Here is a 15413-nt window from a genome sequence, read left to right as displayed (position 1 = left end):
ACAAAGGCAATCAAAGTACAGCACAAAGAAACACAAAGAAAAAAAATAATATTTTTTTATTGAACAAAAGTTATTTTAAAATCAATTTTGTTTTTTATATTTTTATTTTTCACTATTTTTACAAAATAAATTAAAAAAATAGAAGATATGCCTGAAAGCAAAATTATTAATCCCGATTACATTTTTGAAGTAAGTTGGGAAGTTTGTAACAAAGTTGGTGGAATATATACAGTCATTTCTACGAAAGCTTTAACCTTAACAAAACAACATAAAAACAATTTAATATTTATCGGACCTGATGTCTGGAAAGAAAGCACATCGGACAATCCTGATTTTACTGAAGATAAATTTTTATTTAAGTCATGGCGGGAACAGGCAGAAAGCAAAGGATTCAGGATAAAAGTAGGCAGATGGAATATTGAAGGAAGACCTGTTGCGATATTAATTGATTTCACCACACTATTTCCGCAAAAGGATGTAATATTTGCCGGTTTCTGGGAAAAATATAACCTTGATTCTATTTCAGGGCAATGGGATTATGTTGAACCTGCATTATTTGGTTATGCAGCAGGAACATTAATTGAAAATTTTTATTTATTTAACAACAGTTTATCCGATAAAGTAGTTGCCCAGTTTCATGAATGGATGACAGGTACCGGTTTGCTTTACCTGCACGATAATGTGCCGCAAATCGGAACCATATTTACAACTCATGCAACAGTTGCAGGACGATGCATTTCAGGAAACGGACTTCCTCTTTATGAAAATTTATCTGAATATAACGGAGATGAAAAAGCAAGCCAGTTTCATGTTACAGCAAAACATTCGCTTGAAAAAACTTCTGCAAATACTGCAGATTGCTTCACAACTGTCAGCGAGATTACTGCAAAAGAATGCGCCCAACTGCTAAAAAAAGACGTGGATGTTATCACTCCTAATGGCTTTGAGGATTCATTTGTTCCCCCTAAAAATTTATTTGATGAAAAAAGAATGCAAGCCAAAGAAAAATTATTTAAAGTTGGTGAAGCACTTTTAAATCAAAAGTTGTCACGAGACAGTGTGTTTGTTGCAATCAGCGGAAGATATGAATTTCACAATAAAGGAATTGACCTGTTCATTGATGCCCTCAGCAAACTAAACCAGAATAAAGATTTAAAAAATGATATAATTGCATATATTTTAGTTCCTGCAGGCCATTACGGACCAAGAAAAGTAGTGTTAGACCGTATGGAAAATCCCGATTTTAATGAACCTACAATTGACAAACATCTTACTCACAGGATTCAAAATAAAGAATCTGACCCTATATTAAAAAGATTATCTCAAAACAATTTACGAAATCTTCCTGAAGATAAAGTAAAAGTGATTTTTGTACCATGCTATCTGAACGGTTACGATGGACTTTTCAACATGCACTATTACGATGTTTTAATAGGAATTGACGTAACAGTATTTCCCTCATATTACGAACCGTGGGGATATACCCCGCTCGAAAGCTTGGCTTTTCATGTACCCACTGTTACCACAACTCTTTCAGGTTTTGGCATGTGGATTAAAACCATTTACGACAAAATGACCGAAGGTGCTGCTGTAATTGAAAGAACAGAGAATAATAATGATTATGTGGTTTCAGAAATAGTTAATGAATTACAGGATTATATCAATAGATCCGAAGAAGGAAGAGCCAAATCACGAGAGCAGGCATTTGTTATGTCAAGAATTGCTTTGTGGAAAAATCTAATAAAATATTACGAGCAAGCATATAATATCGCATTGAGCAAAGTTCAAAAAAGAGCATCTACATTTAAAGCTAAACTTTATCCTGAAATAACCCTGCACAAAGTAGAATCACAACACAAGCCTATTTGGCGTCGCATCAACATTGAATCAAATGTACCCAAATCGCTGGAAGGAATTAAGGAAATTGCAAGCAATCTTTGGTGGACATGGAATCCTGAAAGTGAAGAATTATTTGAATATATGGATTGTGAATTATGGAATAAAACAAATCACAATCCTGTTGCAATGATTAATTCGATGCATTATTCACAATTTCTGAAATTTGAAAAAGATAAAATTTTTACTGACAAACTAAAAAAAGTTCACAAAGAATTTACTGATTATATTTCCAAATCTTCTGAAAAAGACAAACCGAAAATAGCATATGTCTCTATGGAATTCGGCTTTCACGATTCCCTGAAAACTTTTTCGGGAGGACTGGGAATTCTGGCAGGAGATTATTTAAAGGAAGCAAGTGATTGCAATCATGATATAATTGGGATAAGCTTATTATACAGAAACGGATATTTTATTCAGCAATTATCTTTAAACGGAGCACAATTAAGTGTTATTGAACCTCAGCATTATTCGCAAACACCTCTTAAACCCGTTAAAGATGAAAATGGTGAATGGAAAGAAATAACACTTGCATTTCCGGGACGTACCATTTACGCAAGAATCTGGAAAGTTGATGTAGGCAGAGTTCCTTTGTATCTTTTAGATACTGATTACGATAAAAACTCAGAGAGCGACCGTTCAATAACTTATCAATTATACGGAGGAGATTGGGAAAATCGCTTGAAACAAGAACTTTTACTCGGTGTTGGCGGAATAAGATTATTGGATGCACTTGATTTGAATCCTGATATTTATCATTGTAACGAAGGACATGCAGCATTTCTCTGTGTTGAACGACTTAGAAAAGTGATGCAAAACGAAAACCGTTCTTTCCTCGAAGCAATGGAAATTGTAAAATCTTCAAATCTTTTTACAACTCATACCCCTGTTCCGGCAGGACATGATGCCTTTTCTGAAGATATGCTAAGAACATATCTCTCGCATTACCCCGACCGGCTTAATTTAACATGGAACGAATTTATGAGCTTAGGAAAATTGCATGCTGACGACAGTACTGAAAAATTCTCAATGAGCTATCTTGCCGCACGATTATCAAGTGAAATCAACGGAGTAAGCAAAATTCACGGAAGGGTTTCGCAAAAAATGTTTTCAGACCTTTGGGAAGGTTATTTCCCCGAAGAGTCACACGTAAGTTACGTAACCAATGGAGTGCATTACCCCACATGGACAGCAGGAAGATGGCGTGAACTTTATGAAACAACTTTTGAAAAAGGATTTTTAGAAAATCAATCAGAAAAAAAATTCTGGAAAAAAATTCACGAAGTTCCCGATAAAACAATATGGGATATACGACAGAAGCTACGAAAAGAGTTAATGGTATATGTTAATAACAGAATCATAAACAGCTGGACAAAGCGTCAGGAAAACACCCATAAAATTATAGAAATTGTTAAAACAACAAAAGACGATATACTCACTATCGGCTTTGCAAGGCGTTTTGCAACATACAAAAGAGCTTATTTGTTATTCAAAGACATTAACAGATTGAATGAAATTGTTAATGATAAAAAGAAACCCGTGCAATTTATTTTTGCAGGTAAAGCTCATCCACAGGATAAAGCAGGTCAGGAATCCATCAAAGCAATTTTTGACATTTCAAGAAGACCTGAGTTTATGGGTAAAATATTATTTGTTGAAAATTATGACATGGAACTTGCAAAAAAACTTGTTCAGGGTGTTGATGTATGGCTTAATAATCCGAGGCGACCGCTTGAAGCTTCAGGAACAAGCGGAGAAAAAGCAACTATGAACGGTGTACTTAATTTTAGTGTAATGGACGGATGGTGGGCTGAAGGGTATGTTGAAAAAGCAGGATGGGCACTTGAAGAAAAAGCAGCATACAATAACGAAGAATTTCAGGATGAACTTGATGCCGTTACAATTTATAATATTCTTGAAAATGAAATAATACCGATGTTCTACAAAAGAGACGCAAATGGTATTCCCAAAGAATGGATTTCATATATTAAAAAAGCAATAGCCGAAATAGCCCCGAAATACAATACAAAGAGAATGATTGAAGATTATTATAACAAATTTTATAATAAATTATATAAAAATTCTTTAAACCTCAAAGAAAATGACTTTATGCTTGCAAAAAAACTTGCGCATTGGAAAAAAGTTGTTTCGAGAGGATGGGAAAGCATCGAAATAGTTTCCGTAGCAACAAGTCCGGATGTTGCGAACAATGCACTAAAACTCGGACATGACTTTCATGCAGAAGTTGTACTCGATTTGAACGAACTTTCAGTTGATGACATAGGTATTGAAATAATTTTTACCGATATAGCAAGCGAGCAACCTGAAATTATTTATAAACTTGAACTTACGTTTGAAAAAATTAACGACAGGCAAGTAAAGTTCATCTGCGACGTTCCCTCCGATAAGGCAGGTACATATAATTATGGCTTCAGAATCTTCCCTAAAAATCCTAATTTAATACACAGGCAAGATTTGAATTTGATTAGGTGGTTCTGACAAAAATATTTGTAACTATTCAGTACCAAATATTTTATTAAATTGTTATTATTTATTGCTGTTCTTCTTTTTCATAATTTCGTTATGAGCCATTAGTCGAACAGCATTAATCCTGATAAATCCAGCACTATCCTTCTGGTCAAAGCCACCTTCAATATCCATGCTCGACATCTCTTTATTATATAATGAACTCGGAGATTCCCTGCCATCAACCAATATGTTTCCTTTATATAAAGTTAAATATACAATGCCATCAATCAATTCCTGACTTTTATTAATTGCAGCCATCAGGAAATCCATTTCGGGACTGTACCAGTATCCGTTATACACTATTTCAGCAAAAACAGGCGAAAGCATGTTGCGCAATTTCATAACTTCTCTGTCCATTGCTATTCCTTCAATGTCCATGTGTGCTTTCAAAAGGATTGTTCCACCGGGAGTTTCATACACACCGCGCGATTTAATACCTACATAACGATTTTCAACCAAATCCTCGAGTCCGATTCCATTTTCCCCTCCCACTTTATTCAAATATTGAAACAACTCTAATGGTTTTGTGTATTGAGTTTTATCATCACGATTAACAACCTTAACAGGTAACCCATTTTTAAAATGAATTTCAATTTTAGTTTCTTTATCAGGTGCGTATTGAGGGAGCTTCATTTTAACATAAATATCTTTTTCGGGAGTATATTTTGGGTCTTCAAGGATTCCTGCTTCGTGGCTGATGTGCATCAGATTATCGTCTTCGCTGTATGGTTTCTTCAATGATGCTTTTACCGGTATTTTGTGCTTTTCAGCATAATTCAACATGTCTGTCCTACCCTTAAATTCATTCAAGAACTCTTGCGTTTTCCATGGAGAAATAATTTTTATTTTCGGATTCAATGCGTAAAAAGTAAGCTCAAAACGAACCTGGTCATTTCCCTTACCTGTAGCACCATGTGCAACATAATCTGCATTTTCTTTTTCAGCAATTTCGATATGCTTTTTGGCAATCAAAGGACGGGCAAGAGCTGTGCCAAGCAAGTATCTGTTTTCATACACTGCATTTGCTTTTATTGCAGGAAAAATAAAATCTTCAACAAACTCTTCTTTCAAATCTTCGATATAAACTTTTGAAGCACCTATCTTTAAAGCTTTTTCCTTTGCTGCTTCAAAATCTTCATCTTGTCCAACATCAGCAATATATGCTATTACATCATAATTTTTTTCCAACAACCATTTTAAAATTACAGAAGTGTCCAATCCACCGCTGTATGCCAATACTATTTTATCTTTTTTCATGTGTTTAAATTTTTATTTGTTAATTCATTTTTTTTACAAAAATAATAAAAATAAATTTATAATTATAATTTTTATTTGTATAATTATACATTAATTTTATTTTTTTAATAAAATTATATTTTTAATTTTGTGCCACTATTTAATAAAAAAGTGCTACAATGCAAATAAAACGATTTGGAGTTTCACTCGAAAAAAGCATTTTGCAATCGCTCGATGCACTTGTTAAGCAAAACAAGTTTCCCAATCGTTCGCAGGCAATCCGTAATCTTATTAAGAACAATAATGTAAAAGAAAAGTGGGATAATAACAAGGCAGTTGCCGGTGCAATTGTTATTGTTTACGACCACCACAAAAGAGAACTAAATAATATTTTAATGCACATCCAGCACGATTTTCATGATTTGATTCTCTCAACCCAACATGTCCATATTGCTCATGACTTATGCCTCGAAACTATTGCTGTTAAAGGAAAATCAAAAGATTTGATTAATTTGTCAGAAAGAATAATAGGAACAAAGGGAATTAAGCATGGTAAGCTTGTGATGACGGATTTGGAATAATTTTTTTTGAATTTATGGTAACACGAAATTACATAAAAGTAACAATAATTTGCTTCATTCATTTCCTTTTTTATTTTTCCATTCTTTCAACTTATGCTCAGCTTCCTTTAATTACTGATAACGCCGAACTTGTTGGCAAAAAGATAAAGCAAGTTGAAGCTTGTTATGGAAATGAAATTGACAATACGCTCAGACATATTAATAAAAATTCATATTCTGATTTGATATTCACATACGGCTTTAATGATAAACTTGATATTGTTTTAGGTGTTCCATTAGCATGGCACAAAATAAAATCAGATACAATAAATCACAAAGAGTATGGTATTTCAGACATTGGTTTTGAATTCAAATATCAGTTCTTAAAAAACAACAAACACCTATTTGTAATCAAACCCGGAATAATTTTCCCAAGCGGTAATTACAAAAATGATTTCGGATGCGGTGAATGGAATGCATCATTGTATTTTGTTTATACATTAAAAAATGACAAAACTATATTTAATCTGAATTTCGGGTATTTAACCAATTTCAATAAATGTAATTCAAAAATGCACATATGGGATGTTTGCACATCTTTCGATTACGAATTATTTAAAGGTTTTCATCCCGTTTTGAATTTCGGTATTGAAAAAAATCCCGATAAAGAGAACAACACTCCCGTTATCTTTGGATTAATTGGCTTATATTATATGATAATAAAAGATATTGAATTAAGTTCAGGATACAAACAAGGATTAAGCGAATCCGAATGTGATTATACGGGCATAGCAGGATTTACAATACGATTTTGAAACTAACACACACAAATGAACGAAGCATTAATATTACTTACAATCACAGCAGCATCAATCGGATTTTTCCACACGCTGACAGGACCTGACCATTATGTTCCTTTTATAGTTATGTCAAAAGCCCGCAATTGGTCAGTTTCAAAAACAATATGGATAACAATTTTATGCGGCATTGGGCATGTGGGGAGTTCCGTTGTAATAGGGCTTGTTGGTATTGCAACAGGCATTGCCGTTGCAAAATTAGAATTTATTGAAGGTTATCGTGGCAATGTTGCTGCATGGCTTTTTATTTTGTTTGGATTAATTTATTTTATCTGGGGATTATGGAAAGCATATAAAAACAAACCACACAAACATTTTCATATTCACGAAAATAATGAAATTTATTTACATAAACATTTGCACAAACATTCACATGATGGCGAAAAACATGAACACACACACAAAGAAGAAAAAAAAATAAATTTAACTCCATGGGTATTATTTACGGTTTTTGTTTTCGGTCCCTGCGAACCGCTGATTCCCATACTTATGTATCCTGCGGCACAAGAAAGTATTTCAGGTATGCTCATTGTAACTCTCGTATTTTCATTTTTCACAATTGCAACAATGCTCACAATTGTGTTAATCTCATTGTTCGGATTTAATTTTATTCCGATGCATAAAATGGAACGTTATATGCACGCAATTGCAGGCGGAACAATTCTTATTTGCGGATTAGGAATTGAATTTCTGGGATTTTGAGTACTTTGCTTTTTAATAATGATACTCTTTATCCCCACCTATTAATAAACCTTTAACAATAGCTACGAGCTATGAGTCAAGAGCTACGAGAAAAACCGAATTAATGACAAACCACAAACATTTTTAACGAATAACTTATATTATTACTCTTCTGTTTTTTTTATTAACAATCAAGTATTTTTTTTGACAAATTTTTTGTGTTGAATTGGTTTTAATATAATTTTAACAAAAAATTGATATTATGTTAGGATTGGATTTAGGTTTATTTATTCTGCTGTTCGTTTGCTTACTTGCTGCCTGCACGTTTGAATTCATCAATGGATTTCATGATACGGCAAATGCTGTTGCAACAGTTATTTATACAAAGTCATTAAAACCACATGCCGCAGTGATATGGTCGGGTATATGGAATTTTCTTGGTGTTTATCTCGGAGGTATTGCTGTTGCAATGGGAATTATTAACCTTTTACCACTACAGGCATTGGTTGACCAGAATATTTATCACAGCGTTTCAATGATATTATCACTCATATTAACAGCTGTAATATGGAATTTTAGCACGTGGTATCTCGGAATACCTTGTTCAAGTTCACACACATTAATTGGTTCAATTTTTGGGGTAGGAATTGCCTTTATGATTACTACTTCAAATTCTGTAGAACCGAACTGGAATAAAGTAATTGATGCCGGACTTTCTTTGCTCGTTTCACCGATAATTGGATTTGGAGTAACAATTATATTAATGTTTTTTTTAAAAAAAATAATTAAAAAAAAGAAATTCTTTCACACACCCGAGGAGCATAAAAAACCTCCGTTCTGGATAAGAGGACTTCTGGTTCTCACCTGTACGAGCGTCAGCTATTCACATGGCTCAAACGATGGACAAAAAGGAATAGGTTTGTTTATGATAATTTTAATATGCTTTTTACCGGCACGATTTGCAATAAACCCTTCCAAAAATCCATCAAACATGATTGGTAGCGCAAATGCTATTGAGTGGTTCCTTAACAAAACCGATAAAAACAAAATGCTGCCAAAAGATACTATTGCTGTTTTTAAAGCGCAAATGAACATTGCCACAATAAAAAATATTTTGAATAATCTGCAAAATCCTGATGTTGATTCAAAAAAATACAATTTCGAATTACGAAAAAACATTTTAAATCTGGAAAGTTTAACTCCCGGATTAACAACTTGCAAAACTAATCTTAATAAAGATGAATTATACAAACTTAAATTAAATATAAAAGAGCTTAAGTCATACACCGAGTTTGCTCCATGGTGGGTAATTCTTTTAGTTTCGCTTTCTCTCGGACTTGGAACAATGTTCGGATGGAAAAGAATAGTAGTAACTATAGGAGAAAAAATAGGAAGAACTAACATGAATTATGCACAGGGTGCCAGCTCAGGAATAGTAGCCGCATGCACAATAGGATTCTCTTCATTTTTAGGATTACCTGTAAGCACTACTCACGTTTTGTCTTCCGGCGTTGCAGGAAGCATGGTTTATGAAGGAGGCATTAAAAATTTACAGAGAAAAACAATTACAAACATTATTCTTACATGGATAATTACAATTCCCGTAACAATCCTTCTTTCCGGCGGATTGTTTTTATTGTTTAGAAGTTTTGCAAGATAGGAAGGAAGTACTTAGTATAAAAAAGCATTGTCTGTAAATCTATGGCAATTTTCATTTTACCAAAACCCTTAAACTTTGTTTGTGATTTTTTAATTCTAAATTTCCTGATATTTCGCCCTGTTCGCCATCAAAATGAATTACATTGTTTTCTACAGAAAATAATTTAATATTTTTTGCTTTATACGTTTCAACACAGCAGGACTTATTAATATTGCGGGCAAACAATCGCACTGCCATTATAATTGCCTGAAAAACATTAAACGGTTTTATAACTGTAACCTCAATAATTCCATCCTGAATATCGGCTTCAGGAGCAATTACAGCATTATTGCCATATTGATTTGCATTTGCAAAAGTAATTAGAAAAGCTTTTACGGAAATTTTATTACCATCAATTTCCAATTCATACAATTTAGGTTTATAATTAAAAACTTCATTAATGACGATTTTAAGATAACTATTGAAACCGCGTTCAACACTATTGACAAATAATTTTCCAATATGTGCATCAAAACCTATACCGCTCGTACAAAAAAACGGATGCTCATTTATATAACATGTATCAATATTTTTCACCTTTCCATTTAACAGGAGATGTAAAGCATCATCCGGCTTCATTGGAATTTTAAGATGGCGGGCAAGACCATTTCCCGAACCCGATGGTATTAATGCAAATGTAACATTTGTGTTTGTGAGTACCGATGCTATTTCATTTGCAGTTCCATCGCCACCAACAGCAACAATCAAGTCATAATTTTCTTTATTCATTTCGGCTTTCACAATGCTTCCGATATCATGCTTTGCGTTTTCCCAAATAATTATTTTATGATTTATTTTTTCTCCGATAATTGATTTTATTTTTTCTGAAATATTTTTATTTCTTTTTCCAACAGATACCGGATTTAATACAAATAACGCTTTTTTGAACTGCTCCATTTTATTTTCTGATTTTTTTTTTGCAAAGATAAGTTTTTATTGCTAAAAACTTTAATCTGTAAATACCGATTCAATTTCTCTCATAACAATATCAATTGAACCCTCCACCCATTGGCGGTATTCGGAATTATTATTTTTATATGAATTGATAAATTTAATAAATTTTGATATATCAAATTTGTTATCGCAAATGCCTGCATTTGCTCTGTGCGCATCAATGGAATTGCAGAATTGCTCAAATTGGTTTTCTACCGGAACCATAAAAGCCGGTTTTCCCAAATACATTGTTTCGCAAATAATGTCGAAGCCGGCAGTGGTTACAAGTCCTTTGCAACGACTGAGCAAATCAAGAAGTTTAACATCATTTAATTTGTGAAAACACAGCGTTTCATCATAAACAAACTCATCATTTTTAATTTCTTTCCAATCGGAAAAGCAATGCAATTTTATATTTTTATTTTTATCATGCCATTTTATTATATCCTCAACATAACCCTCATTTAAAAGGTAAACAAGCAAAAAATCTTCTTTTGAAATTTTTAAATTCAAAACCTCTTCTCTCAAAAACGGTGGAATTACAATTAATTTATCATTCTTATTTTTTAAAGGATAGAAAGAAAGTGCAAGTTTCTTTTTCGCTCTCAATGCAGTCAGAGATGCAAATACTTTCAACATTTTCTTTTCGGTTTCAAATCTTTCCGGAAAAACAAAATCTTTATGATGATATATATATTGATGAGCGATGCAAACAACAGGAATTTTATTGCCATAAAACCAATTACACAAACCGAAAAGCGGTTCATAAAAATTAATAATCACATCAGGCTTTATTTTTTTAATTTCCTTATTTATTAAATTCATACTGCCAATGAAATCGGGCATTTTAAATAAGTTGAATATAATCGAAGGAAAAATTTTAATTGATTTGCGTTTTTTATCGCTTATAAAATTCGGACTCTTTATTTGAATGATTTCCGCTTCTATTTTATTAACAAAATAATCGGGAATTTTTCTTGAGCTACTTATACCGACAAAAACTTTTTCGAGAGTATGTCCGCGTTTTTCAATTATTGTTTTGAGTGACAACGCTTGTGTCATGTGCCCTCTTCCCTCACCCTGAACAAAAAATACGAACTTCATTTTTTTTGAATTTCTTACTTATTAAATGCTAATTTAAACTTTTTTTATTTACAATAATACTTTAAATGGTTACATTGTTTAATTGTTGTTTTAACCTTTTCGTATAGCAATACTATTCTTAACAATCTATCAATTTATCAATTTAACAATTTTTAAAAAAATTATTATTATACTCTGTCAGACTGAAAAAAACTGTCAGATAAAGTAAGTATTTAAATCATGGCTAAATTATTAACATTAATTTAACATAGAATTAACTTCCCATTAAACTTAACTTAAAATCCAGTTAACCTTAAATTTAAATATTTGTAACAAATTAAAAAAAAATATGTTTGGATTAGATTTAGGTTTAGCACTTCTGTTAATCGCATGTTTATTAGCAGCATGTATATTCGAATTCATTAACGGTTTTCATGATACCGCAAATGCAGTTGCAACCGTTATTTACACAAAATCATTAAAACCACGAACAGCAGTAATCTGGTCGGGTGTATGGAATTTTCTCGGTGTTTATTTTGGAGGACTTGCTGTTGCTATGGGTATTATTAATCTCTTGCCATTACAAGCATTGGTTGACCAGAATGTTTATAATAACATAGCAATGGTTTCATCACTCATTTTAACTGCTGTAATATGGAATTTCGGAACGTGGTATTTGGGCATACCCTGTTCAAGCTCTCACACATTGCTTGGTTCAATTTTCGGAGTTGGAATTGCATTCATTATCACCTCGCCAACCCCAGTTGAGCTAAACTGGAATAAAATAATTGATGCCGGTTTGTCATTACTTGTATCTCCAATGATTGGATTTATGATAACAATTTTTCTTATGTATATTTTTCATAAAATAATAAGAAAAAAGAAATTTTTCCATTCAGCCGATGAACACAAAAAGCCACCTTTCTGGATAAGAGGAATATTAGTTCTTACATGTACAAGCGTTAGTTATTCTCATGGCTCCAACGACGGACAAAAAGGAATTGGTCTTATTATGATAATTTTAATAAGCATTTTGCCCACTCAATTTGCTTTAAATTCCACAAAAAATCCGGCTAATATGATTGGCAGTGTAAATGATATAGAATGGTATCTGAATAAAGCCAACAAGAAAAAAATGCTACCGAAAGACACAATTGCTGTTTACAAAGCACAAGTGAACATTGGAGCAATTAAAAAGATTTTAAATATCATTCAAACTCCCGATGTTGACACGAAAAAATACAGTTTTGAATTAAGAAAAAATATTTTAAGTTTGGCAAGTTTAACCCCGACAATAACAACCTGCAAGAGCAATCTTGATGAAAAAGAAATTCACAAATTAAAATCAAATATTAAAGAATTAAAAGCATATACCGAATTTGCTCCATTGTGGGCTATATTGATGGTTTCCATTTCGCTGGGTTTAGGTACAATGTTCGGATGGAAAAGAATTGTTGTTACCATCGGTGAAAAAATCGGTAAAACGCATTTGAATTATGCTCAGGGTGCAAGTGCTGAAATTGTTGCTGCAAGCACAATTCAATTATCTACTCTTTTGGGACTACCTGTAAGTACCACGCATGTTCTATCATCCGGTGTTGCAGGAAGCATGGTTTATGAAGGCGGTCTGAAAAATCTTCAATCAAAAACCGTAAAAAATATTTTACTCACTTGGCTTATTACCATTCCGGTTACTGTTACACTTTCAGGAGGACTGTTTTTATTATTTAAATACTTTATCAAATAATATCTGCTGCTTAAGCTTCAATGATTATTGTACAAAAAATTAAGCTGCTTATCCATTTCAGACAAGTATAAAAATATCAGTTTATAATTGCGAATAATGCAAATTAGTGAATACTTTTTAGAAGTACCATTTAATATTAACTTAACTTAATATTATACAACAATTAACTTCCCCTTAATGTTTATAAAACATTAATATCTGACTTTTGCAATATGAAATTTTAAAATTAAAAATCATGAAACCTTATTTATTAATTGAATTAATGAAAACAAAAATATATTGGATATTATATTTTGTTTTTCTAACTGTAATTTTCTTTTTTAGTAGATAATTTATATTTGGTTAAAATATATTTTTTATAGTAATTGAAAAGTATTGGCTATTCAATATTAACAACTCTTTATTTTTTTATTCTTGCTTCAAAACTCTTGCTAATAAATGCATTTCAAAATTCTCTTAACATTCAATTAACGTAAAATTATTCAACAATTAACCTTTTCTTAATGTTTACGAAATATTAACCCTTGACTTTTGTATTGTTAAACAACAATGAATTATTAACAAAAAAATTAAAACATGAAAAGAATTTTAATTTCAACATTAATGGCGATATCACTGAGCGGATTTTCGCAAGTCAATTTAGATACATTAAAAGAAAAAATTGACGAACACAATGCAAAACTAAATGCTCTCGATGAGCGGCTTTCAACAGATGAAGCCGATTTATTCAAACTTGCCAAAATCAAAATATCTGGCTACATTCAGGCACAATGGCAACACAGAGAGGGCTATGATTACACAACCAGCGGAAAAGGATATCAAGGTGCACTTTTGACATTCGGACAATTTCAAGCACAGAATGGTGGAGCAACAACATTAACCGGTGCGTTTCCTCAATACGGATTGAGCAACAATAATACATTCTTCCTTCGTAGAGCCAGAATAAAATTTACTTATGAGCCAGCTGATGGAATAGCATTTGTTCTTCAACCCGATTTAAGTACAGGTGGGTTAGCATTAAAAGATGCTTATGCACTTGCTAACTTTAAATTCTGTAAAGGTCTTGCCTTATGGGCTGGTCAGTTTAACAGACCAAATTATGAAGTTGAATATTCTTCCAGCTCAAGAGAAGTATTAGAACGCTCAATGGTAATTCAAAAACTATATCCGGGCGAAAGAGAAATTGGCACAAAAATAGAATACAACTCGCCAAAAATTCCTCTTCATGTTCAACTTGCTTTACTAAATGGCAACTTTGCAAACGCTTTTACAAGAACTTCAACTAACAAAGCAACTATTGATGCAGTGGATAATGACCCGCAAAAAGATGTTATGGCTCGCGCTTATTATACAATTAAACTTAAATCAATAAGTTGGTTGGGTATTGATATTGGTACTCACGGCTATTTTGGAAATGTAAATTCTGATATTAATACAGGTTTAATTGGTTCAAACTATAAACTATATATTCAAAATTCAAATTATACTTCAGTTAAAAGATTTGATTCCCCTGCTTCTGTTGCAACAGATAAATATTCAATTGATAGTACGAAAACACCCGGTGCTTGCTTAAAAAAACAATGGTTTGGCGGTGAAATGAGAATATATCTTGATATACTTGGCGGTTTAGCTATAAAAGGTGAATTTATTGCAGGACAAAACATTGTTAGCGGCTCAACAACTACAGCATCTACAACATATAAAATAGATACATTAACCGGAAAAAGCTCAACAACGATTGGTTCAGATGGTGCAATAACTGTGAATACTGTTACATCTACAAAAAATTCTACAAACCCAACTACATACTTAAACGGAACAGCTAAAACAACTATCTCTCCTTTCAAAATCAGGCAATTTTCAGGATTCTATGTGTATTTTATTAAAAACATTGGTAAGAAAAATCAGTTTGTTTTAAGATATGATGTTTATGACCCAAATACTAAAGTTAAAGGTGATGGCGTAAATACTTCAAGTGATATCGCTATAAGTACTATAGCTCTTGCATGGCAGTATTACTTTAATGACAACATAAGAATAACTCTTCAATATGATATGCCACAAAATGAAAAAAGCAATAATGCTGCTTTCAAAACATCGACAGCAACTGTTGTCAGCAATTTAGGGAAAGATGTAAAAGACAATATGCTTTCTGTAAGAGTACAAGCTAAATTTTAAAAAAACATGCCACA

10 protein-coding genes are annotated in these 15413 nt (G+C 32.4%); 7 read left to right on the top strand and 3 right to left on the bottom strand.

Annotated features, from left to right (window positions below; all coding sequences use genetic code 11):
- The first annotated feature begins 147 nt into the window (after nucleotides 1-147).
- A complete protein-coding gene (gene glgP / locus WC223_04250) occupies nucleotides 148-4395 on the top strand; it encodes an alpha-glucan family phosphorylase (protein MFA6923446.1) in 4248 nt (1415 codons plus the stop codon).
- Nucleotides 4396-4443: 48 nt separating this feature from the next.
- On the opposite strand, the gene WC223_04245 is transcribed toward glgP, so the two are convergent.
- Nucleotides 4444-5682 carry an argininosuccinate synthase gene (locus tag WC223_04245; GenBank protein ID MFA6923445.1) on the bottom strand — a complete coding sequence of 413 codons (1239 nt, stop codon included), beginning with the start codon at nucleotides 5680-5682 and terminating at the stop codon, nucleotides 4444-4446.
- 158 nt (nucleotides 5683-5840) lie between these two features.
- On the opposite strand from WC223_04245, the gene nikR reads away from it, so the two are divergent.
- From nikR to WC223_04225, 4 genes are all read left to right on the top strand, one after another.
- Nucleotides 5841-6242, top strand: a complete 402-nt coding sequence (gene nikR, locus WC223_04240; GenBank protein MFA6923444.1) for a nickel-responsive transcriptional regulator NikR — start codon at nucleotides 5841-5843, stop codon at nucleotides 6240-6242.
- A gap of 14 nt (nucleotides 6243-6256) precedes the next feature.
- Complete coding sequence (locus WC223_04235) at nucleotides 6257-7036, top strand: transporter (GenBank protein ID MFA6923443.1); 780 nt, start codon at nucleotides 6257-6259, stop codon at nucleotides 7034-7036.
- Between the two features lie 15 nt (nucleotides 7037-7051).
- Entirely contained in the window at nucleotides 7052-7780 is a 729-nt protein-coding gene (locus tag WC223_04230) for a sulfite exporter TauE/SafE family protein (protein MFA6923442.1), read from the top strand.
- Nucleotides 7781-8021: 241 nt separating this feature from the next.
- On the top strand, nucleotides 8022-9419 hold the full coding sequence (locus WC223_04225; protein MFA6923441.1) for an inorganic phosphate transporter: 1398 nt from the start codon (nucleotides 8022-8024) through the stop codon (nucleotides 9417-9419).
- 51 nt (nucleotides 9420-9470) lie between these two features.
- On the opposite strand, the gene WC223_04220 is transcribed toward WC223_04225, so the two are convergent.
- Together WC223_04220 and WC223_04215 are read right to left on the bottom strand one after the other, a co-directional pair.
- Entirely contained in the window at nucleotides 9471-10355 is an 885-nt protein-coding gene (locus tag WC223_04220) for a diacylglycerol kinase family protein (GenBank protein ID MFA6923440.1), read from the bottom strand.
- Nucleotides 10356-10406: 51 nt separating this feature from the next.
- Nucleotides 10407-11495: a glycosyltransferase family protein gene (locus tag WC223_04215; protein ID MFA6923439.1), complete on the bottom strand. Its 1089-nt coding sequence runs from the start codon at nucleotides 11493-11495 to the stop codon at nucleotides 10407-10409.
- A 328-nt stretch (nucleotides 11496-11823) separates the two neighbouring features.
- Here WC223_04215 and WC223_04210 point away from each other — a divergent pair, with 328 nt between their 5' ends.
- Together WC223_04210 and WC223_04205 are read left to right on the top strand one after the other, a co-directional pair.
- Nucleotides 11824-13221 carry an inorganic phosphate transporter gene (locus WC223_04210; GenBank protein MFA6923438.1) on the top strand — a complete coding sequence of 466 codons (1398 nt, stop codon included), beginning with the start codon at nucleotides 11824-11826 and terminating at the stop codon, nucleotides 13219-13221.
- A 576-nt stretch (nucleotides 13222-13797) separates the two neighbouring features.
- Nucleotides 13798-15399 carry a porin gene (locus WC223_04205; GenBank protein MFA6923437.1) on the top strand — a complete coding sequence of 534 codons (1602 nt, stop codon included), beginning with the start codon at nucleotides 13798-13800 and terminating at the stop codon, nucleotides 15397-15399.
- Nucleotides 15400-15413 lie beyond the last annotated feature (14 nt).

This window comes from Bacteroidales bacterium, from assembly GCA_041671145.1.
Lineage (GTDB): Bacteria > Bacteroidota > Bacteroidia > Bacteroidales > JAHJDW01 > JAQUPB01.
Note: the sequence above shows the minus strand (reverse complement) of the source record. Positions and strands in the feature narration are given on the sequence as shown.